Below are 21578 nucleotides of genomic sequence, written 5' to 3'. Positions count from 1 at the left end.
CTCAAGCTTTAGGTATGGTGGCTAAATGATACTTTTTACAGTTGCGTAGGCACTGCCAGCCATTCCCCGAGCGCCTGCTGATACTCGCCAGTGGCCTTGCTCAAATGCAGCCATTGGTCAACGTAGCTTTTCCAGGTCACATCATCGCGGGGCAACAGGTAGGCCTTTTCGCCGTATTGCATGTACGCGGTCGGGTTGACCGCACACAAGCCAGGCATACGTTTCTGCTGATAAAGCGCTTCGGAGGCATCGGTGATCATCACGTCAGCCTTCTTGTCCAGCAGTTCCTGGAAGATGGTCTTGTTGTCGTGAAATGCCAGAGACGCCTTCGGCAGATGAGCGCGCGCGAAGGCTTCATTGGTGCCGCCAGCAGGTTCTATCAAGCGCACCGAGGGCTGATTGATCTGCTCGACCGTCTCGTACATGGCCTTGTCTTCACAGCGCACCAGGGGAATCTTGCCATCGACATCAAGCGTATTGCTGAAGAAGGCTTTCTTCTGGCGTTCCAGGCTGACCGAGATGCCGCCCATGCCTATGTCGCATTTGCCGGCAACCATGTCCGGCATCAGGTTTTTCCAGGTGGTAGGCACCCACCGCACGTTAACTCCCAGGCTCTTGGCCAGCGAGCGTGCCATGGTGATATCGATGCCTTCGTATTCACCGTCTTCGCGCAGCAGGGTATAGGGCTTGTAATCGCCAGTCGTGCAGACTGCCAACTGGCCGGCTTGCAGAACCTTGTCCAGATGCGAGGTGGATTCCTGAGCCTGAGCCATGCCTGTCATGCCCAGCAGCAGGGCGGTGAATGCGCTGTATTTAAGGTTCATCATGAGTCTGAGTGCTCTCAGCCGTGCAGTCGGTTTTGTTGGAGTCGACAGATTGCTTCATTTGTCAGGCCGATGTGAAGCTGTAATGAAATAGGCGTTCAGATGTACGGGCATAAATCAGGGGTTGAACATTTCGTAAAAAAGCGTAATGTTGTGCCCCATGATTCTTGAGCAAATCAAAGCGGTCGGCAATGACACTCGCATGTTGATCATGGAGTGGCTGAAAAACCCGCAAGCCCATTTCCCTCCACAGGACCACGGTGATCCGGCGATAGGCGTGTGCGTCTCGCACATTCAGGCCAAGGCCAGTCTGTCGGCTTCCACCGCGTCTGCGCACCTGGCGATTCTGCAACGCGCCGGGCTGGTTCAGGCAACAAGGATCGGCAAATGGACTTATTTTCGCCGCGACGAGCTAGCCATCGACCGGTTTGCCGATCGGCTCAAGAAAGAACTATGACCCTTTAGCGTTACTTACACATTTCGTCATTTTGCGTAATGTTGAATTGATAGGAGATTGACCATGAGCAATACAACCATCTACGTGCAGGCTGGCGGCGGCTACGATCAGGTCAGTGTTGGCGAAAGCGAAGTACTGGCACCGAAAGCCGGTGAGATCACTGTGCGTCTGCACGCAAATTCGCTCAACTATCACGACTTCGCAGTCGTCACCGGCATGTGGGCACCGACTGAAAAACGCATTCCCATGGCCGATGGCGCAGGCGTGGTAACCGCAGTAGGCGAGGGCGTCAGCGAGTTCGCTGTCGGCGACTCTGTCGTCAGCACGTTCTTCCCTGAGTGGATCAGCGGCGAGCCGCTGGTTGAAGGTTTCGTCACTGTGCCGGGCGACGGCGTTGACGGTTATGCCCGCGAGCAAGTGACTGCCCGTGCCACCTCATTCACCCACGCGCCACTGGGTTATACTCATGCCGAAGCGTCCACGCTGACCACCGCAGGCTTGACCGCGTGGCGCGCGCTGATGGTCGATGATGCGTTGAAAGCTGGTGATACCGTTCTGGTGCAAGGCACTGGCGGTGTATCGATTTTCGCGTTGCAGTTCGCCAAGATGGTGGGTGCGACCGTTATCGCGACGTCGTCGAGTGATGAAAAGCTGGAGCGTCTGAAAGCCATGGGCGCCGACCACCTGATCAACTACCGCAAGGACAGCAACTGGGGCGAGACGGCCCGCAAGCTGACTGGCGGCCGTGGTGTTGATCACATCATCGACGTGGGCGGCCCCTCGACATTGCAGCACTCCATGACAGCCGCACGGGTCGCTGGACATATCTCGGTCATCGGCATTCTGAGCGGTGTCGCCGGTCAGCTGGAATTCGTCCCGGCACTGGTCAAGCAACTGCGCATGCAGGGTGTATTGGTGGGTAGCCGCACCCAGCAGCAGGACATGATCCGCGCCATTGATGCCAATGGCATGCGTCCGGTCATGGATCGCTCCTTCCCGATGACCGACATTGTCGAGGCGTTCCGTTATCAGGAAACCAATCAGCATTTCGGCAAGATCTGCCTGGATATCTGAGTGGCGCCCCTGCGCCCATAGCTGAGCGCAAGTCAACGTCGCTGGTCTGCCAACTTTGGTGATGGCAGGCCAGTCGAGACGTTTTGCATAACTTTCCCCGGTCATCTTTTTGCATCAAGTGCGTTGGTCTGTGGTCACACCCTCTGTGACATCAAGGACGTTGCGTGGCATGCCGCTTCACGCTGCCCGTCGCGACGTTCAATCCGATTACCAGATCAGGGACGCATTGAAATCATGAAACCTCATCTTTGGCTAGGGTCTGTTCCCGTTTCGACGTAACCCATTGATCTCTATGAGAACAGGCCCGTATTGTTGGAGTTCTCACACAACACCAATACGAGCCTGCAATGCCCCGATTAATGCTCAGTGATGAGCACTGGCCGAAGCTTCGAGAAATTTTGCTGCACGAATCGATCTACAACAAGCGAGATTTGCGCACCACGGTTGAAGGCATGCTGTACCGCATGCGTGTGGGTTGCCCTTGGCGAGACCTGCCGAAAGCGTTTGGAAACTGGAGCAAGGTCTACAAGCGGTTCAATGCCTGGTCTGCTTCAGGCAAGTGGGTCAAGGTGCTTGAGGTGCTGATGACCGATCCTGACATGGAGTGGGTTTTCATTGATGGCAGTTATGTAAAGGCTCATCAGCACAGTGCAGGTGCTGCCAGCACGCAGGACCAGGCCATCGGAAAAAGCCGAGCCGGTAACACCAGCAAGATTCACCTGGCTGTAGACGCTTGTGGGCTGCCCATTGCATTTGACGTGACCGGAGGCCAGACCAATGATTGTTCGCAGGCGGCCTCGTTGATTGCCAAGATGCCCAATGCAGAAGTGATCATTGCGGACAAGGGCTACGACACTGAAGCGATACGCGCTCAGGTCGAGCAGCAAGGCAGCAAAGTGGTGATTCCACGAAAGCGCAATTCTCTGAAAGGGAACGCAGATCTGGACAAAGGGTTATATCGCAATCGACATCTCGTAGAAAACGCCTTTGCCCGGTTGAAGCATTTCCGGGCGGCGGCTTCTCGGTTCGACAAACTCAAGAGAAACTATGAAAGCGTCATAGCAATGGCCTGCGCTTTTCTGTGGCTGCCAATGTGAAACGGGAACAGACCCTAGGCCTGCTTGGCGTTTTCTCCCTCAGTGTCCAGGCTGCATCGCTGGACGTTCCCATCAATCTGGTCAGCGCTGACGGCGCGCCCAAACCTGTTGGCAACGTGACGGTGAGCGAAACACAGTACGGCTTGCTGTTTACCCCGAATCTGAAAGACTTGCCTGCGGGCATTCACGGTTTTCACGTACATGAAAATGGCAGCTGCGACGCCGGTACGAAGGACGGCAAGAAGGTCGCTGCGCTGGCCGCAGGCGGTCACTTTGACCCGGCCAAAACCGGCAAGCATCTGGGGCCTTACGCTGATGGCCATCTAGGCGATCTGCCTGCGTTGTACGTTAACGCCGACGGCACTGCAAACTATCCGGTACTGGCACCACGGTTGAAGAAAATCTCCGAAATCAAAGGCCATGCGCTGATGGTTCATGCGGGCGGCGACAACCATTCCGACCACCCTGCACCCTTGGGCGGTGGCGGTGATCGTGCAGCCTGTGGCGTGATCTGATGCGCCGTGCCTGTGTCCGGTTCGGGTGCAGGCATTTCGCGACCGATCAGCATCACCAGCGTTACAACTGGCCGTCAGTGCGTTCCTGAGAGTCAGGCGCGCCATAGGGGTCGCAAGTGGTTATCTATCATCCAGTGAGGTTGTCCGGGCTGAATACAGACGCCGCCAACCCAGCGCGCTTGATGGCAGTAGTTGGGCCAATAGGCTTTTGCGGCCAATACTTGCTGTCCCAGCGGGGTTAGCCTGAGCGAGCGGCGAGGCCATTCAAGTTGGGGGTCTGATTCGATCAGTAGCGCGGTCGGAGAATCAATCAAGGGGCGCATCATCGCGTGAAACATCATGTCGCCCAGAAACGGTAAAGGCTCGCGCTTGTCCGTCAGCTCAGCAAACACTTGGCCGAAGGTCATTGACCCGGCTTCGCTGATGCACTGCAACGACAGGCGCTCGGTGAGTGACAAGCCGTCTTCGACGCCTGGTAATTCCTGTAGCTGACGTAACAGGGCCGGGGCAAGGCAGGGTAATGATGGTTGCGAGGTGTGGGCCAGTTCGGCGAGGGCAACCGGCGAGGCGTTGCAGTAAGCCGCCCATGTCTGGCGGGCCAGATGCAGCATTTCTTTGGTCATCGCCTTGCGCTGCGGCCACAGCCAGGCAAGCAGGTCGGGCGCCAGTTGGCCAATGCCGATGAAGCGCTGGACGCCTGGAATCTGGCTCACCTGAATAATTTCAAGCCTGGCAGGCAGCTGCTCAAGGGTTGACAGCGTCCTGATCAGGAAAAGCTGATCGTAGGCATCTGCCTCGCACCACAGCACGCAGTGATCGGCACTGCTCATTTGCTGCAGGTCGGTGTATTCATCATCAAACCGGCGTGCGACATCCGTAAGGCTCAGCCCGAATGCCTGGCTGATGTACTGACTGCGCGCTGCCTGATATGCCTTTTCAGGCACAGCCTGAACCGGCCCCATGCACAAAGGGTCTGTCAGCATCTTGAACGAGCCTTTGAAGCCCGCGAGCTTGAGCGTATGGGCAATGTCGCTGCCGCATCGCCAATGCACGGTTTGCGCTTCGTCGCTTGCTTCGAAATCCGGATTCCGGGCTGCGAAGTCGACTGCATCGACATGGGCCTTTAGCCTGGGCCAGCTGCTGAAGCCCAATTGCCTCGCGATCAGCCATTGGGCATCAGATAAGGTCGGCGCCGTTTTGTCGAGCAGGATGGGCTGATCAGGTGCAGTGCCGTCTTTCATCCGCAGCAGAAGCTCTTTGGCACGCTTACGCTGCTGTTCGAGGTTGATACGGCCGTGATGGGACGAGGACGTTTTATTGCTGGGCATACGATCTCCTTGCAAAAACCTTGTCCGCTTGAAGGTCGGGAGTCGTAGTGACGGAATATCGAATCAGAATCCTGGGCGCAGCCCTTTCCGCGGTAGGTGGCGTAGATGGCGCCACGCCGGAATATAGGTAATCGGATGGGTGATTGCAACTCGGTCAGGTTGTATTGATCACGTGTGTTTCAAGGCACATTGATCATTCGAGCCCTTTAAGGCATTGCCTCATTTCAAAGCGGGGATTCTCGCATCATTGCTCATGGTGTAAGTTTGAAATCTTACTGATCAAGTGGTCAGAATTTTTGCGTGCTGTACCTGCCAAGGAATGCCCTGAACAATGAACCTTTCACTCAAGCAACTGGCCGCAACCGCGCTGATAATGGCCAGCCTTTCGTCCTTCACCTGCGTGGCGAATGCCAACGTCACTGCACAACAGAGCACGATCATTCTCAAGACTTTCAATGAGAAATCGGTCACGGATTTCAGGCAGTTTCTGAAAAGTCTGTCCGGCACTGATGGTGTCAAAGCTGCTGATTTTGGCCCGGCCATCAACACCTTTCTCGACAACAAAACACTTTCCGACGCACAACGGAATGACATTCATCGCCTGCTCGGTCTGTATACCCGGTTGAAGTATGGCAATGCGGCAACCGACACATTGCGTGAGCTGGTCGCCATTCCAACCGCCCGTGTTGACGGCGTTGCCCAGCATGAAAACCCGGAGTTCATCAAGATCGCCAACGCGATCAAAGGCCTTGCCGAACGCTTCGATCTGAAGTTTCGCAACGTCGATAACCGTGTTTATGAAGTCTCGCTCGACGGGGTGGGCGATGAAGTCGTGGGCATTCACGTCCATGCCGATGTTGTACCGGTCACGCCGGAAAACTGGGTGTTGCCGGACGGCACGCGGCTCGATCCGTTCAAGGTTACATTGATTGGTGATCGCCTGTATGGGCGTGGCACCGAAGACGATAAGAATGGCATTGTCGTGGCGCTCTATGCCATGAAGGTCATCAAGGAAGAAAAGCTGCCGCTGGCCAGAAACTTCAAGTTGCTGATCGATACAACTGAAGAGACCACGGGTGACGCAATCCCCTACTATTTTGAACGCAACCCGACGCCTGGTTACAACCTGGCGCTGGATGGCAGCTACCCGGTTGTCATCGCGGAAAAAGGTTATGGGACGGTCATGGCCAGTTTCGCGCGACGCAACGCTGACGGCGAGGGTGCTGAAATCGTTTCGATGACCGGAGGTGCGGCCACCAACCAGATTCCATCGAAATCGGTCGCTACTCTGTTAACCGACAAGCCTGCGCAACTGGCTGCCAGCCTGCAACAGGCCGGTGCGGATTACGTGAAAAGCAATGGCGGCAATTTCGCGGTCGATGCCAGCGTCGACGGCAATGACGTCAAGCTGACAGTGACGGGTGTTTCCGCGCACTCATCGGCGCCCCAGTCTGGAGTCAACCCGGTTGCGAGGATGCTTGACTTCATCAACAGCCTTCAAGGCAAGGTCGCGCTCAGACATAATCAGATTACTGACGCTGCTCGCTATGCAGCCGACAACTGGGGCCTTGATTATCTGGGCAACAAGTTGGGCGTTGGTTTCTCCGACGAGTTCATGGGGCCGCTGACCGCTTCTCTTACCTATGTCGCGATGGATGAAACAGCGTTCAAACTTGCGGTCAACTTGCGCGTGCCCAAGGGCAGGTCTCCGGAAGAGCTCAAATCCGAAATCTCCGAAAAACTTGCAGCGTGGAGCGTGAAAACCGGCATCAAGCCTGCGTTCGACTATTCCATTGCCAAGCCGATGTACCGCAATCCAGAGGGCGAATGGGTCAGGGCGCTGCTTGCGGTTGCCAGCGAAAATCTGGGTATGGAACATGCGTTCGGCACCTCGGCTGGCGCGACGTCGGTACATGAACTGCCCAATGGCGTGCAGTTCGGTCTGGCGAGGCCCGAAGTCAAATATACCGGCCACACGGACAACGAGTTCAAGACGACCGGACAGTTTCTGCTGGACCTGCAGATCGTTACCGAAATGATGGCGAGCATCGGTCAGTTACCGAAACTCTGATTTAACGTCCGGGCCTGTCAGGGCAGGTCCGGTTTCGATGAGTGATTGTTTGATCGCGCGTTATTACGCGACTGGCCTAGGGTCTGTTCCCGTTTCGACGTAACCCATTGATCTCTATGAGAACAGGCCCGTATTGTTGGAGTTCTCACACAACACCAATACGAGCCTGCAATGCCCCGATTAATGCTCAGTGATGAGCACTGGCCGAAGCTTCGAGAAATTTTGCTGCACGAATCGATCTACAACAAGCGAGATTTGCGCACCACGGTTGAAGGCATGCTGTACCGCATGCGTGTGGGTTGCCCTTGGCGAGACCTGCCGAAAGCGTTTGGAAACTGGAGCAAGGTCTACAAGCGGTTCAATGCCTGGTCTGCTTCAGGCAAGTGGGTCAAGGTGCTTGAGGTGCTGATGACCGATCCTGACATGGAGTGGGTTTTCATTGATGGCAGCTATGTAAAGGCTCATCAGCACAGTGCAGGTGCTGCCAGCACGCAGGACCAGGCCATCGGAAAAAGCCGAGCCGGTAACACCAGCAAGATTCACCTGGCTGTAGACGCTTGTGGGCTGCCCATTGCATTTGACGTGACCGGAGGCCAGACCAATGATTGTTCGCAGGCGGCCTCGTTGATTGCCAAGATGCCCAATGCAGAAGTGATCATTGCGGACAAGGGCTACGACACTGAAGCGATACGCGCTCAGGTCGAGCAGCAAGGCAGCAAAGTGGTGATTCCACGAAAGCGCAATTCTCTGAAAGGGAACGCAGATCTGGACAAAGGGTTATATCGCAATCGACATCTCGTAGAAAACGCCTTTGCCCGGTTGAAGCATTTCCGGGCGGCGGCTTCTCGGTTCGACAAACTCAAGAGAAACTATGAAAGCGTCATAGCAATGGCCTGCGCTTTTCTGTGGCTGCCAATGTGAAACGGGAACAGACCCTAGTGATTGGTAGTGGCACAGCGACGTTGTCTTCCCACCCAGTGTTCTCGCGAACAAGGATTTACCCATGAAAACGCTCTTTGCATTTGCACTGACCTTTGCTGCCGTTTGTGCGGCAAGCAGTAGCGTCAATGCGGCGGTACTGTCTGTACCCGCAAACTCTCAAGAAAGTACCACCAGCAACGGCAAGCTTCAGCCCCCCGTCAAGTACGCCACTGTCTGGGCTGACGAGACAGGGGCCACTCATGTCGAGCATTGCCGTATCGAGGGGCTGGAATTCAAAAGTTACGCGCCACCTGCCGAGCCTCAGTGGATCGGAGTATCGCCCGACGAAGTAGAAAGTATTGCCTACGCGGTACTGCCGCCGGGGTACGTCGGCAGTTGGCACCATGCGCCGGGCCCTCAGTGGGTGATCACCTTACAGGGTCAGTGGTCTGTGGAGACCACCGATGGCACGGTATTGGTTCAGGGCCCCGGGGAAATGCAGTTCAATGCCGACAGCAGCTCCAAAGCAAGGCCTGGCGACAACAGGGTCGGGCATCTGACTCGTACCGTGGGTGATCAGCCCAACGTTCAGCTCATCGTGAAACTCAAGCCGGATGCTGCCGCCAAACGTTCTTCTGGCCGATGTGCCTACTGATCAATTGGGACGAAATGCATGAATCGAGTCTTCCGTCATCCAGGCAAGAAAACCACTTCGCTCGTGTTGGCGGGCGCGCTTCTCGCCGCAGGCGCAGTGGTGGCTTCAGACGCGTCGCCAGTCACGGTGGTTGCCAGTAATCCGCGGTTTGCTGCACTCATCCAGCCCGGCGCGCAGGCACAAGTGCTTACCGCCGATGCGCAGTGGGCGGAAGGCCCTTTGTGTTTGACCGACGGTCGGTTGATCTGGAGTGATGTGAAGGCGAACAAGGTCATGAGCTGGAAAGAGCATGACGGCGTCACTGTATGGCTCGACTCCGCCGATTATCAGAACGGGCATGCTCTGGATGCCGAAGGCCGAGTCATCGCCGCATCCCATGGCGAACGCGCAATAGTACGACAGGAGGCGGATGGTCAATGGCGCACAGTGGTCGACGGTACGAGGGCAAGCGTTTGAACAGCCCGAATGACGTCGTGGTCGATAAGCGCGGTGGTATCTGGTTCAGTGATCCAACCTTCGGCGTGTTGAACAAGGCTGAAAGTTATGGCGGCAAACCGGAGCAGGGCGGCGAGTATGTATACCGCTACGATCCGGAACAAAACCAACTGGTAAGGTTGAATACCCCGGGACTTCATTCGCCGAACGGTCTGCGTTTTCACCCGATCAAAGCTTGCTGTATGTCGCCGACTCGCAACTGGCGCATGATTTCAAGAATCCGAAACTGGCACACAGCATCCGGGTGTATCAGGTGCGCGACGGGGCGCTGAGTAACGGCAAGGTGTTTGCCGAGATTGCCCCCGGCATCCCTGACGGACTCAAGGTCGACGCGCAGGGCAACGTCTGGAGCAGCAGCAAAGAGGGCATTCAGGTGTTCTCTGCCAGCGGCGAGTTGCTGGGGAAAATAAAGGTGACGGCGAAAGACACCGGCAATCTTGCATTCTGTTCTACCGGTTCACAGCACTGGATTTACATCACCGCTGCCAACAAGGTGTTGAGAATACCCGTTCTTGTTGGTGGTAGTCGGCCGTAAAGCGTCCGTCACGGTGAGATACCAATAGCGCCGTACGGTATTCCTGAAGACTCCGCTCGTAGCCAACCTCAATAAATCGTGTCGTCTGCCTGTGCGATATCGACACGGTTGCGGCCCAGGCGCTTGGCCTGATAGAGCGCTTTGTCTGCACGCTGAATCAGGCTTGCCGCTGTTTCTCCCGGGCTGAGTTGCGCAACTCCCAGAGAAATAGTCACTGAGCCTGTATTCGGTATCAACAGACCCTCAACGCCCTCGCGAATGCGATCGGCCAATTCAGCGGCATGATCCAGTGAGCTATCGGGCACGAGTATCAGAAACTCTTCTCCTCCCCATCGAGCCGCGACATCCTGCAGGCGGATCCGTTGTTTAAGGATGACTGCAACGCTGGTCAATACCCTGTCGCCAGCAGGGTGGCCGTATCGGTCATTGACCGATTTGAAATGATCGATGTCGCCGATGATAAGACTGAACGGCTTGCCCGATATTCGCGCGGTATCGATGAGCCGCTCAAGAGTGTGTTCCGCCGCCCTTCGGTTGTTCAGCCCGGTCAGCGGGTCGCTGTGAGCAATCTCCAGCAACTTCTGTTCACGGCCCAGCCTCGTGGTTACATCCTGGCTGATGCTGACGTAATGCGTGATGGTTCCTTCCAGGTTACACAGCGGGGAAATGCTGTGTTCTGCGTAGAACAGAGAGCCATCCTTGCGCTTGTTGATAAAGGTAGTACGAAAGGGCGTACCACTGGCCAGCGCTTCATTGAATTGCGCATAAAACATCTCATCATGTTTACCCGAGCTAAGCACTCGCGGGTTTTCGCCGATTATTTCCGACGCGCTGTAACCGGTGATGTGCTGAAAGGCCTCATTGGCAAAAACGATAGTGGCGTTGCAATCGGTAATCATGATCGGATCAAGCGCGGCGTTCAGCGCCTGAGCCAGCAAATGCTGTTCGCGCTCTGCTCGAATGCGCGGGCTGATGTTTTGCTGCACCGATACAAAGTTGCAAACCGCACCCGCATCGTCGCGCACCGGGGAAATTTTCCACTCGACGACATAGGGGCTTCCATCCGCGCGGTAATTGACTGTCGACCCTTCGAAAAAGAGGCTTTCGCTCAAACACTGACGCATACGCTCGATCACCTGACGATCGGTGTCGGGTCCTTGCAGGATCCGTGGCGAAAGGCCGATCAATGCCTCTGCTGCGTAGCCGGTCATCGCGCAGAATGCCGGGTTGACATACACAATGAAAGGGCCGCCATTGGTCAGATTGGCATCGGTGATCAAAACGGCATTGAATGACTGCTCGACAACTGCTTCAAGCAAGGCCAGGCGCTGGCTGGATGAGGTCATCTGATGTCCTGTCGAGTGATCCGTTGAATTGATCGCGGCTCTGATCAGATGATGGGTGACGCGATGCCGGGCGGGTAGTAAGTGCAGTGAGTTGGACCGCAAGCACCAAGCCTTGTTGCACAGGCACTATACCCACATGACTAAAATGATTTATTGCGCGCGTGACGACGATATCCAGTGCACTGCCGGGCGTTTGCGACCGTGGGGCTGATAGGTACGCTGTTGTTGTGGCATTGGCTGGTGTGAAACGGGGTTGTCCGCATCGGTAAAATGGCTGCTTGTACGAAAGGAATTGGCGCAGAGAGGTCTCTCGTTTGCGCCACATCTGCTAAACAAGGTTTAATCTGTCTCGTGTCGAAAAGCATTTTTTCGGGCTACTATGAAGTCGTTCACGCTCACCTAAGCACAAGGACCAGGAGGATTCATGCCTAAAGCCGTCAACAAAGCATTGTCTGAAGAGGCCACTCAAGAGCTTGAAGCTCGGATCCCGGCTCAGGCTTCTCTTGCGACACGGATGGCTTACGAAAAAGCCAAGGCAGCTGGTCGTACCGTTGTGCTTTCCAAGGGCGGATTTATCGTTGCCGAACGAGCTGACGGTACCGAGCAAATTGTTTGTGCTTCCAAACCCCGTCGCAGCGTGAAGGCTGGAGTTTGCTTCAAAATCGGCTCTGGGGCGTCCGCCAGTGCCGGTTCCTAGACTCCGTGTATTTGCAGGGCCAAACGGCTCTGGCAAAAGCACCATTAAGCGTCTTCTTGATCCTGATTTAATCTATATATACGTTAATGCTGACGACCTGGAACGTGAGGCGGGAGAGAACGGTTTCATAGACCTCTCGCCTTTCTCCGTGAGCCTCGATCAGCAAGCGTTTCAAGACTTTTTTACTTCTCATCCGTTGATCGTCAGAGAACAGCTGGGGGCTCAGGCTGAGCATTTCACTGTTGTCGGTCAATCCCTGATGATCGACGCGATCCAGATAAATTCGTACCACTCATCGGTCGTCGCTGATTTCATCCGGCATCAATTGCTTGAACAAGCCGCCAGCTTCACTTTTGAAACGGTTATGTCAGACCGCTCCAAGGTTGATTTCATCAAGAAAGCCAGGTCGTTGGGATACCGCACATACTTGTATTTCGTTTCAACCGAGGCCCCGGAAATCAATATCAACCGGGTTGCCATTCGTGTTGGCGAAGGAGGGCACGACGTTAAGCCAGAAACGATACGTGCTCGTTATCATAGGTGTCTGGCACTGCTTCCTGAGGCCATTCAAGCGTCAAGTCGAGCGTACTTGTTTGACAACTCCGGGGCGGAGGCAGAACTTGAAGTTGAAATCACCGACGCCTTGGCAGTGGAGTACAAATTCGATGATGTGACCGAATGGTGCAGCTCGGCAATTGATGCACTTGACCAGCTTGTCACTCACAGCTGACAGACACTGCAGACCGCAACAGACCTCATGACCTCCTCCAGAGCTTCCGACCTTCACGTCCTCGGCACATTCCTGCCTGACACCGAGCGACTAGGCCCAGCTCCGCACTGCAGGTTCGCTGGTTTTCAGATAATCAACGACCTATCGATGGTGAGGCAGTGGCGTCAGGCAGGTGATATCCAGCGCAATGTTGTTCATGTTTTACGCCCGGACAGTTCTAGATGGCCGTCGCAACTCAACAGCGCCTGTAATCTTTCCTGGCCGACGTCGACCGGAACTATCCACCAGTGGGTACGATTGTCGTAACGGGCGCCGTCAGGAATGGTCACGGCTTTACCGGCTTTTGGTGGATGTTTGTCAAAATACGCGTTGATGGATTCAGCAAAAAAATTCGCATCTTTGTCAGGGCATTGCATTTCGTCGCCATCACCACTTTGCGCCAGCCATGCAACCGAGAGGATCAACAGCACCAACAGTACGGCTCGTGTCATTGTGGGCTTCCATTTCCGGAAAGTGCCGAGGATAGCGTTAATAGCTGAACAACGACGAGCACGCTGTTTTCCTCTGAAAGGCGTTTTGTCCAACTCACGTATCGCAAGCCTGCCACCGGTGTACCATGTCTGACTTTTTCGCACCTGAGGATGCGGCTGCCATGCGTGAGTTTCTAGAGGTTTTTCGTAATCGCGCACTGGACGTCATGTCATCCGCTTTGCCCGCCCAACCGCTTCTTGAAGATTTTGCCATTGCGCTGCAAGTCAGATTGCCGGGTGCCGTCGTCGGCATCAACGTGCTGGATAAGGCCGGCAGAACATTTCGTCAATCTATTTTCCCGAACCTGCCGTCCGATTTTTCTCAAGCTCTGGTGGGTAACATCATCACCGGCAAGCGCGGCTCATGTGGACTAGGCATATTGACCGGGAAAACCATCGACGTTCCGGACGTGGCAAACGACCCGCGCTTTTCGCAAGAGTGGAAAGCGCTCTTCGCCCGACATGATCTGCACGCGATGATTTCGATTCCGGCACTGAGCGCTGATAACAACGCCCAGGGAAGTATCGCAATCATCCATCCGCTGGGCATGTCGCTGACTGTTGAACAGCGCGAGTTTCTGCAATTGGCATCATCGTTATGTGCGCGTATCTGTGCGTATAGCAGGTCGCAGGAATCCAACGCGCTTATTCTGGGCGAGCTTGAGCACCGTATTCGAAATCTGTTTCTGACGATTGGCGGTGTCGCCAATCTGACCTTGAAACGACACCCCGACGTAAGGCAGTTTCGGGCGGTGTTTAGCGAGCGGCTGATAATGATGCATCGCGCGCACTCGCTGGCACTGAGCACGTGCGAAATCGAAATGGCTGCCTTACTGCAGGAAATGCTCGCGCCTTATCAAAAAGACTGTGCTATCAGTTTTTCCGGCCCTGATGTTTTGCTGACCCAGGAGGCCGCATCGGCGCTGGCACTGGTGATACATGAGCTGTGTACCAACGCCACCAAGTACGGCTCGCTGTCTCGGGAAGCGGGAGAACTGAATGTGCAGTGGGGGATTGTTGCGCAGGGCAGTGATGACCTCGAGCCTGTTTTCAGGCTGGTCTGGGCGGAGAGCGGCGGCCCGCAAGTCGATCAGCCGAGCCGCAAGGGTTATGGCACGGCGATGATCAAGGGCAGCCTGAGTAATGCGTTTGATGGTTCGGCAACGTTCTTCTACGAACCGGTCGGGCTGAGGTGCGAGATATCCGCACCGTTCACCGGCAAACTCGGCAGAAGCAGCTGATAACCGTCAACGCTTCATGCCTCATGCCGCCGCCGCGCATCACTGAGCATCGATATCGTCAGCTTGCGCACTTCGAGTTTGCTGATTTCCACATGAGAGCGCAGTAGCAGCAGCGCTTCGTCCCGTTTGCGTGCCTGCAATGCATTGAGGATCGCGGCGTGCTCCAGATAGGTATGTTCGATACGGGCGCTTTTGAAGAAGTCCAGCCTGCGCACGATGCGAATGCGCTCGGTCACTTCCTGATGAACACGAGCCATTTCCAGATTGCCCGAGGCGGCCACCAGTTGGGTGTGAAACTGCTCATCGAGGTCGGCGACCACTTGCATGTCTATCTGCCACTGGCTGCGATCAATCAGCCAGTGCTGACGCAGCACATTGAGTTCCGGATGCACTTCGTGGGATGCACAGATACGTTCGACCGCAGCACATTCAAGCACGATGCGCAGATCGTACAGCTGGTCGATCTGGTCGAAATCCAGCGGCTTGACTGACCAGCCCCGTCGAAACTCGACGTCCAGATAACCCTCTCGCTGCAGCCGGTACAACGCGTCACGCACCGGCGTGCGTGAGACCTGATAACGATCAGCCAGCTGGGTTTCAGTGAAGCGGTCGTAGGGCAGTAGATAGAAGTCGAAGATCTCCTGCTTGAGCCGACGATAGACGTCTTCTGCCAGCGCGTTGGTGGTGTTGGGGGAATTCAAGGGCGTGGCTCCAGGCTGCTCAGGTCAATGCTGACATGTGCCGCAACGACTTTCCAGCCGCCGTCCAGGCGTGCCCAGGTTTGCATCTGCCGTCCCAGACGCTCAGTAACGCCATCGTGAAACTCGGTGCTGACGGTGGCGAAGTCTTCACCGAAGGTGCTCACCACGGTGCGCAATAACGTGCGACCGGGCCCGACTGGCTGACAGTGGCGTCGATAGCGCGCGATGGCTTCGGCACCGTGCAGGTTTTCCGCGACGCCATAGCGAACGGTCTGTTCGGAATTCCAGAAATACGCATCCAGTGTGGTCAGCTCGTTGGCCAGCAGGGCGCGCTCGTAATCAGTGAAAGCGTGGGTCACTTCGGCGACGATGTGCGCAAGATTGATGTCCATCAGGGTGTACTCCTTGTTTGCAGGGCCTGTTGCAGATCGGCCAGCGACGCTGCACGCCCGACAATCGCGTTTTGTGCGGTGATCATGTCCAGCGTGGCTTGTTTGAAGGTTGGGAAATAGCTTTCGGTCGCATCCTCGATCAGCAGGCAGCGATAACCCCGATCACTGGCTTCGCGCATGCTGGTCTGCACGCAAACTTCGGTGGTAACGCCTGCGAAGATCAAATGCGTGATGCCAGCGTCGGTCAGCCGCTGATGCAGGTCGGTGGCGAAGAACATGCCCTTGCCGGGTTTGTCGATGACCCACTCGCAGGCGAGCGGCGTCAGGCTGTCGATAATCTGATTGCCGGGTTCGCCGCGAATCAGGATGCGGCCCATCGGGCCAGAGTCGCCGATGCGCAGGCCTGGTGAGCCGTGGGCCAGCTTGGCGGGCGGGCAGTCGGCAAGGTCCGCGCTGTGTGATTCACGAGTATGTATGACCACTATGCCCTGATCACGGGCCAGCGCCAGCAGTTGTTGCACCGATGGCACGATGGCCTGCAACGGTGCGACATCGTTGCCCAGCGCGGCACCAAAGCCGCCGGGTTCGAGGAAGTCGCGCTGCATGTCGATGATCACCACAGCGGCACAGGAGGGGGCGAACGTGAAACAGTCCGGACGCGCATTGACGCTGATCATGCCGGTTCTCCGGCCAACTGCTCGGCACCGGCCATGTGTCGACCCAACTCGGTTCGATCAGCGGCCGCTGCGCTGGTTTCAAAAACCAGTTCGCCGTCATGAATGACCACGATGCGGTCTGCCAGGCTCAGCAGCTCGTCGAGGTCTTCACTGAGCAGCAGGACCGCTGTGCCGCTGTTACGTGCGTCAATCAGGCGCTGGTGGATAAGCGCGACGCTGGCAAAGTCCAGGCCGAATACCGGATTGGCGACGATCAGCACCGCGACGTCAGGGGGCAGTTCTCGCGCCAGTACGGCACGCTGCACATTGCCTCCCGACAAGGTGCCGATAGGGCGGTTCGGGTCGTTGGGCGAGACCTTGAACTGTTCGATCAATGTGCGTGCCTGTGCGCCTATTGCACGACGATCAAGACGCCAGCCCTGACGGCACAGTGGCGCCTGGTCGAAGTTGCGCAGGGCCAGATTGTCGGCCACGCTGAAATTGCCGATACAGGCGTTGCGCAAGGGCTCCTCGGGCAGGCTGAATACGCGCAGGCGCTGCATTTGTTCACGCTGCACATGGTAGGGCTGGCCATCGACCGATATCTGTCCGGCACTGAATGGTCGCTGGCCGAGCAGGGCTTCGGTGAGTTCGCGCTGGCCGTTACCGGAAATACCCGCAACCCCGACGATCTCTCCCGGCTGCACCGCCAGAGAAAGGTTTTTCACCGCCAGCGTGCCTTTGTCGCCAGGAACATCCAGACCTGCCACCTGCAACTGCGGCGGACGAGCCGCCATCACCGGGCGCTCGGTGCTAACCCCGCGCACCTGTGCGTCGCCCATCATCCACGCTGCCATCTGTTGTGTGGTGGTGTCAGCCACTGCTGCGCTGCCCACCCAGCGACCTTTGCGCAGCACAGTAACGTCATCGGCATAGGTGCTAACCTCGCGAAACTTGTGGGTGATCATCAGCACGGTGAGTTCACCGCGATGCGCCATCGCCTGCATCAGCCCCAGCACTTCATCGGCCTCTTGCGGCGTGAGTACCGAGGTCGGTTCATCGAGAATGATCAGCCGACGCTGCAGATACAACTGCTTGAGGATTTCCAGTTTCTGTTTTTCACCGGCGGCCAGGCTGCTGACCGGCCGATGGATATCCAGACGAAAAGGCATCTTTGCCATGAAGGCTTCGAGACGCTCGTGCTCGCGGGTCCAGTTGATACGCCACGGCAGATCACCGCGTGAGAGCACCAGGTTTTCAGCCACGCTCAGGCCCGGCGCGACGGTGAAGTGCTGATACACCATGCCGATATGCAACTGATGAGAATCGCGCGGGGTGCTGATCGAATGCTCGCGGTTGTTGACCAGAATACTGCCCGATTGCAGCGGGCTGTAGCCGATGATGCCTTTGACCAGCGTGCTTTTGCCGGCGCCGTTCTCGCCGAGCAGGGCGTGGACGGTGCCGGCGCGGACCTTGAACGACACCTCGTCGAGTGCGCGAAACGTACCGAAATGCTTGCTGGCACCAATCGTCTCAAGGCTTGGGGCGTGCATGTTCATGCTCCAAACAGGTCGCGAAACATTGAGGAATGTCCCACTGCGCCGAACACACCGCCCTGCATTTTGACCATGCTCAGTGCCGCCGCATGGTTGGCGGGATCGGTCGCGCCGCAGCAGTCTTCCAGCAGCAGGCACTCGAAGCCGCGGTCATTGGCTTCGCGCATGGTGGTGTGCACGCAGACGTCGGTGGTGATGCCGGTCAGGATCAGGTTGTCGATGCCGCGTGTGCGCAGGATCAGTTCCAGATCGGTGGCGCAGAAGGAGCCTTTGCCGGGTTTGTCGATAATGATTTCGCCAGGCAATGGTGCCAGTTCTTCGATGATTTCCCAGCCCGGTTCGCCACGCACCAGAATCTTGCCGCACGGGCCAGGGTCGCCAATGCCGGCACCGATGCGTTGCGAGCGCCAGCGTTTGTTGGCTGGCAAGTCACTGAGGTCCGGGCGGTGGCCTTCTCGGGTATGAATAATGGTGAAGCCGAGCGGGCGCATCACCGCCAACAGTGCCTTGATCGGCTCGATGGGCGCACGGGTCAGCGACAGGTCGTAACCCATGCTGTCGACGTAGCCGCCGACGCCACAAAAATCGGTCTGCATGTCGATGACGATCAGCGCGGTGTTGTGCGCATGCAATTGCCCGTTCCAGGGCCAGGGGTAGGGCGCCGATGCAATATGACGTTCGCTCACGGTGTTATTCCTTCCAGCTGCTGGGGGTGGGTTTGAAGTCACGCTGGGGAGCCGCAAAACCGCACGAGCCGCCATCGGTATGTACGACATCGCCTTCCCACGGCAGACGGTACTGGCCTGCGGTCAGATCATGCATATAGGTGTAAGGACAGTCGCGCGCGCCACCCTTGACCGCCACATAGCCGCGATGGCCGAATTGATAGATATTGTTCTCCACGCCCCAGTGCACACGGGCCTCACGGACCAGATCGGGGCGTAGTTCGCAGCAGACGATTTCGTCGGCCCGACCGCCGCCTTCAGCCATGATCGTGCCGTCGAAATCGACGAACATGGCCTCGCCCATGGAATCGAACGTGCCGTCGGAGCCACACATACAGACGCTTGCGGTCTGCATCAGGTTGGTGAAGGCATTGCTCTGGTTGGTGATCTTCCACGAGTGACGGATCGGTGCGGTGTAACCCGCGGTGCGCAGCATGATGTCGGCACCCTTGTAGGCGCACTCGCGGGCCATTTCCGGAAACATGCCGTCGTGACAGATGATCAGCGCCAGCTTGCTGCCACGCGGCCCATCGCAGACCGGAATACCCAGATCGCCAGGTTCCCAGGGCTCGACCGGCACCCACGGATGGAGCTTGCGGTAATACAGGCGAATCTCGCCGAGATCGTCGACGATCAGGCCGCTGTTGAATGGATTGCCGTGCGGGTTGGCCTCCATGATCGAGAAACAACCCCATATGTGCTGCTCCCGGCACGCCTCGCGCAGCGCCATTACTTCCGGCCCGTCGAGGCTGCACATGATCTCTGGCGCGGTGCTCATCGACAGGCCATGCAAGGAGTACTCGGGAAACACGATCAGGTCCATGCCCGGATTGCTGCGTCGCGCCTTGGCCACCATGCTGACCACTTTCTGCGTTTGTGCCCACAACGCCTCACGGGTGTGCGGATCAGGCAGCGCCAGTTGCGCCAGGCCGATCACCACACCATTGGGCGACTTGTTCAAACCACCAAGACCACTGGCCATGTGCATGCCTCCTCGAAAAGATCAGTTCATCGCGTCAGGCTGAGCTCGCCAGGTGCGCCGTTCAGGGTGCGACCACGGCGGCAAGTGGCATACATCACCACCAGCGTCAGCGCATAAGGTGCTGCGGCAAACAGGTAGTAGCCGGTGCTGATACCGACCGCTTGCAGGGCCGGGCCGATGGCTCCGGCAGCGCCGAACAGCAACGACGCCCACAGGCACGCCAGTGGACGCCAGCGGGCAAAGATCACCAGCGCGACGGCCATCAATCCTTGCCCGCTGGACAGCCCTTCATTCCAGCTGCCGGGGTAGTAAAGCGACAGGTAAGCGCCGCCTATTCCGGCCAATCCGCCGCCGACCGCTGTCGCCAGAATGCGCACCTTGAGCGGTCGATAGCCCAGCGCCTGAGCGGTTTCGGCGTGGTCTCCGACCAGGCGCAGCATCAGCCCCCAGCGTGTGGTGCGCAGCCCCCAGTGCAGTACGAATGCCAGCGCTGCGCCGACGAAGAACAGCACATTGATTTTCAGCGCCGAACGCACCCGTTCTTCGTCGCTCCAGGCACCCAGCGCCAATGAAGGCAGCATGGGCGCTTGCGGCTGGATAAACGCCTTGCCTAGAAAAAACGCCAGCCCGGTGCCGAGCAGAATCAGCGCGATGCCGAACGCGATGTCGTTGACCCGAGGTAACGAGCACGCCAAGCCGTGCAGCAGCCCCAATAAAATGCCGACCCCGGCGGCAGCGCCAAGGCCCAGCCACGCCGAGCCGCTCAGGCACGCCACGGCGTATCCGGACATCGCGCCGGCAACCAGAATGCCTTCCAGCCCCAGATTGATCCGGCCACTTTTCTCGGTCAGGCATTCGCCCAGGCTGACGAACAAAAAAGGTGTGCCGACGCGGATAGCTCCGGCTAGCAGGGCGAGGAGAAAGGTAGTCAGGTCGATATCAGCCATGTTGCAGTGCTCCCTTGTCGAGTGACGCGGGCGACGCCGTCAGCCTGATCTTCCAGGCGGCGATACGCCCACCCAGGGCTTCCCAGAGCAGCAGATTGGTGAACAGCAGACCTTCAAGAATCAGCGTGGTGGCGTCTGGCAGGCCAAGCCGTCGTTGCAGCAGCCCACCACTGGCTTCCAGACCACCCAGCAAAATGGCACAAACGATAATGGCCAGCGGATGATGGCGTGCGGCAAAGGCGACCAGGATGCCGCTGGTGCCGTAGCCGGCAATCAGCGCGGCGTTGGCGCTGCCCTGCACAGCAGTGACCTCGAACATTCCGGCCAGACCCGCTGCCGCGCCGCCCAGCAGGCAACTAAGCAGGATCAAGCGGTCTACCGGAAGACCGATCATCAACGCCGTGCGTACGTTGCCGCCGACCACGGCGAGGGCAAAACCCTTGATGCTGTGGCGCACCAGCACATAGGCCAGCAGACACGCGACCACGCCCGCCACCAGTCCCCAATGCACCTCGAAACCGTCGCTGATCGTGCCGAGCCTATAGGCATCGTCCAGCGGTGGAGTCGAAGGCTTGTTCAGGCTTGCCGGATCGCGTAACGGCCCTTCCACCAACTGCCGGAACAGCGCCAGAGCGATGTAGGAAAGCAGCAGACTGCTGATCGTTTCGTTGACTCCGCGACGCTGGCGCATCCAGCCACTCAGACCGATCCACAGCGCGCCGACGCTCATTGCGGCCAGGGCCATGCAGACGAGCATCACCCCGGGTGACAAAGGGCCGAGCCACAAGGGTGTCACTGCCGCTGCCAGACCGCCCAGTACCAGCGCGCCTTCGCCGCCAATAATGATCAGCCCGGCCCGGGCGGGCAGGGCCACACAGAGTGCGGTCAACATCAATGGCGCTGCACGCTGCAAGGTATTTTCCAGGGCGAACCATGAACCAAACGCGCCTTCGCCGACCAGTTGCAGGGCTTGCCAGGCAGGTTTGCCCTGAACCGCCAGAAACAGCCCGAACAGCACGCACGAGGAAAACACCGCCAACACCGTAGGCAGCCCCGGCAACAGCGCGCTGGCGAGGCGACGCAGACTAATGGATAGGCTCATG

Annotated in this window: 22 protein-coding genes and 1 pseudogene; 11 read left to right on the top strand and 12 right to left on the bottom strand. The window is 57.5% G+C overall.

Annotated features, from left to right (window positions below; genetic code table 11):
- Positions 1–35: 35 nt before the first annotated feature.
- Positions 36–827 (bottom strand): transporter substrate-binding domain-containing protein, encoded by a 792-nt coding sequence (locus tag AC4ANK_RS22745; protein WP_002552352.1) that lies wholly within the window; start codon positions 825–827, stop codon positions 36–38.
- Positions 828–972: 145 nt separating this feature from the next.
- Here AC4ANK_RS22745 and AC4ANK_RS22740 point away from each other — a divergent pair, with 145 nt between their 5' ends.
- From AC4ANK_RS22740 to sodC, 4 genes are all read left to right on the top strand, one after another.
- Entirely contained in the window at positions 973–1281 is a 309-nt protein-coding gene (locus AC4ANK_RS22740) for an ArsR/SmtB family transcription factor (RefSeq protein ID WP_016980457.1), read from the top strand.
- Between the two features lie 63 nt (positions 1282–1344).
- Positions 1345–2355 (top strand): zinc-dependent alcohol dehydrogenase family protein, encoded by a 1011-nt coding sequence (locus AC4ANK_RS22735; RefSeq protein WP_002552354.1) that lies wholly within the window; start codon positions 1345–1347, stop codon positions 2353–2355.
- 347 nt (positions 2356–2702) lie between these two features.
- On the top strand, positions 2703–3452 hold the full coding sequence (locus AC4ANK_RS22730; protein ID WP_460382697.1) for an IS5 family transposase: 750 nt from the start codon (positions 2703–2705) through the stop codon (positions 3450–3452).
- On the top strand, positions 3449–3967 hold the full coding sequence (gene sodC / locus AC4ANK_RS22725; protein WP_134930950.1) for a superoxide dismutase family protein: 519 nt from the start codon (positions 3449–3451) through the stop codon (positions 3965–3967). Before AC4ANK_RS22730 ends, sodC begins: the two co-directional genes overlap by 4 nt.
- Before the next feature lie 92 nt (positions 3968–4059).
- Here the strand turns inward: sodC and AC4ANK_RS22720 are convergent, their stop codons facing one another.
- Positions 4060–5295, bottom strand: a complete 1236-nt coding sequence (locus AC4ANK_RS22720) for a DUF1835 domain-containing protein (RefSeq protein WP_002552356.1) — start codon at positions 5293–5295, stop codon at positions 4060–4062.
- A gap of 331 nt (positions 5296–5626) precedes the next feature.
- Between AC4ANK_RS22720 and AC4ANK_RS22715 the strand changes: the two genes are divergently transcribed.
- The 4 genes and pseudogenes from AC4ANK_RS22715 to AC4ANK_RS22700 all read left to right on the top strand — a co-directional run bounded on the left by AC4ANK_RS22715 (position 5627) and on the right by AC4ANK_RS22700 (position 9972).
- Entirely contained in the window at positions 5627–7366 is a 1740-nt protein-coding gene (locus AC4ANK_RS22715) for a dipeptidase (RefSeq protein WP_002552357.1), read from the top strand.
- A 171-nt stretch (positions 7367–7537) separates the two neighbouring features.
- Positions 7538–8287 carry an IS5 family transposase gene (locus AC4ANK_RS22710; RefSeq protein ID WP_460382697.1) on the top strand — a complete coding sequence of 250 codons (750 nt, stop codon included), beginning with the start codon at positions 7538–7540 and terminating at the stop codon, positions 8285–8287.
- An 82-nt stretch (positions 8288–8369) separates the two neighbouring features.
- The gene (locus tag AC4ANK_RS22705; protein ID WP_002552358.1) at positions 8370–8942 is read left to right on the top strand and encodes a cupin domain-containing protein; all 573 of its coding nucleotides are present in this window, start codon (positions 8370–8372) and stop codon (positions 8940–8942) included.
- 18 nt (positions 8943–8960) lie between these two features.
- Positions 8961–9972 (top strand): annotated as a pseudogene (locus tag AC4ANK_RS22700) (SMP-30/gluconolactonase/LRE family protein).
- A 68-nt stretch (positions 9973–10040) separates the two neighbouring features.
- Here the strand turns inward: AC4ANK_RS22700 and AC4ANK_RS22695 are convergent.
- Positions 10041–11318, bottom strand: coding sequence for a sensor domain-containing diguanylate cyclase (locus AC4ANK_RS22695; RefSeq protein ID WP_002552361.1), 1278 nt, complete (start codon positions 11316–11318; stop codon positions 10041–10043).
- 424 nt (positions 11319–11742) lie between these two features.
- Here AC4ANK_RS22695 and AC4ANK_RS22690 point away from each other — a divergent pair, with 424 nt between their 5' ends.
- Together AC4ANK_RS22690 and AC4ANK_RS22685 are read left to right on the top strand one after the other, a co-directional pair.
- On the top strand, positions 11743–12015 hold the full coding sequence (locus AC4ANK_RS22690) for a hypothetical protein (protein ID WP_002552362.1): 273 nt from the start codon (positions 11743–11745) through the stop codon (positions 12013–12015).
- Entirely contained in the window at positions 12002–12745 is a 744-nt protein-coding gene (locus AC4ANK_RS22685; protein WP_031595620.1) for an ATPase, read from the top strand. The genes AC4ANK_RS22690 and AC4ANK_RS22685 overlap by 14 nt, the downstream gene beginning before the upstream one ends.
- 194 nt (positions 12746–12939) lie before the next feature.
- Here AC4ANK_RS22685 and AC4ANK_RS22680 read toward each other — a convergent pair whose 3' ends face one another.
- Entirely contained in the window at positions 12940–13236 is a 297-nt protein-coding gene (locus AC4ANK_RS22680) for a hypothetical protein (protein ID WP_031595622.1), read from the bottom strand.
- A 161-nt stretch (positions 13237–13397) separates the two neighbouring features.
- Here AC4ANK_RS22680 and AC4ANK_RS22675 point away from each other — a divergent pair, with 161 nt between their 5' ends.
- On the top strand, positions 13398–14516 hold the full coding sequence (locus tag AC4ANK_RS22675; RefSeq protein WP_031595624.1) for an HWE histidine kinase domain-containing protein: 1119 nt from the start codon (positions 13398–13400) through the stop codon (positions 14514–14516).
- A 14-nt stretch (positions 14517–14530) separates the two neighbouring features.
- Here AC4ANK_RS22675 and AC4ANK_RS22670 read toward each other — a convergent pair whose 3' ends face one another.
- The 8 genes from AC4ANK_RS22670 to AC4ANK_RS22635 are packed head-to-tail and all read right to left on the bottom strand — an operon-like array spanning position 14531 to position 21577.
- Positions 14531–15217, bottom strand: a complete 687-nt coding sequence (locus AC4ANK_RS22670) for a GntR family transcriptional regulator (protein WP_002552364.1) — start codon at positions 15215–15217, stop codon at positions 14531–14533.
- On the bottom strand, positions 15214–15609 hold the full coding sequence (gene hpxZ / locus AC4ANK_RS22665) for an oxalurate catabolism protein HpxZ (RefSeq protein WP_002552365.1): 396 nt from the start codon (positions 15607–15609) through the stop codon (positions 15214–15216). The genes AC4ANK_RS22670 and hpxZ overlap by 4 nt, the downstream gene beginning before the upstream one ends.
- Positions 15609–16286, bottom strand: coding sequence for a cysteine hydrolase family protein (locus tag AC4ANK_RS22660; RefSeq protein ID WP_002552366.1), 678 nt, complete (start codon positions 16284–16286; stop codon positions 15609–15611). Before AC4ANK_RS22660 ends, hpxZ begins: the two co-directional genes overlap by 1 nt.
- On the bottom strand, positions 16283–17824 hold the full coding sequence (locus tag AC4ANK_RS22655; RefSeq protein WP_161938517.1) for an ABC transporter ATP-binding protein: 1542 nt from the start codon (positions 17822–17824) through the stop codon (positions 16283–16285). The genes AC4ANK_RS22660 and AC4ANK_RS22655 overlap by 4 nt, the downstream gene beginning before the upstream one ends.
- Positions 17821–18507, bottom strand: coding sequence for a biuret amidohydrolase (gene biuH, locus AC4ANK_RS22650; RefSeq protein ID WP_031595628.1), 687 nt, complete (start codon positions 18505–18507; stop codon positions 17821–17823). Before biuH ends, AC4ANK_RS22655 begins: the two co-directional genes overlap by 4 nt.
- Positions 18508–18511: 4 nt before the next feature.
- The gene (locus tag AC4ANK_RS22645; protein WP_002552370.1) at positions 18512–19528 is read right to left on the bottom strand and encodes a formamidase; all 1017 of its coding nucleotides are present in this window, start codon (positions 19526–19528) and stop codon (positions 18512–18514) included.
- Positions 19529–19554: 26 nt separating this feature from the next.
- On the bottom strand, positions 19555–20475 hold the full coding sequence (locus AC4ANK_RS22640) for an ABC transporter permease (RefSeq protein ID WP_002552371.1): 921 nt from the start codon (positions 20473–20475) through the stop codon (positions 19555–19557).
- Positions 20468–21577: an ABC transporter permease gene (locus tag AC4ANK_RS22635; protein WP_002552372.1), complete on the bottom strand. Its 1110-nt coding sequence runs from the start codon at positions 21575–21577 to the stop codon at positions 20468–20470. The genes AC4ANK_RS22640 and AC4ANK_RS22635 overlap by 8 nt, the downstream gene beginning before the upstream one ends.
- Position 21578 lies beyond the last annotated feature (1 nt).

This window comes from Pseudomonas sp. Pmew2, assembly GCF_058129885.1.
The sequence above is the reverse complement of the archived record's forward strand: the minus strand, read 5'-3'. Positions and strand labels throughout refer to the sequence as shown.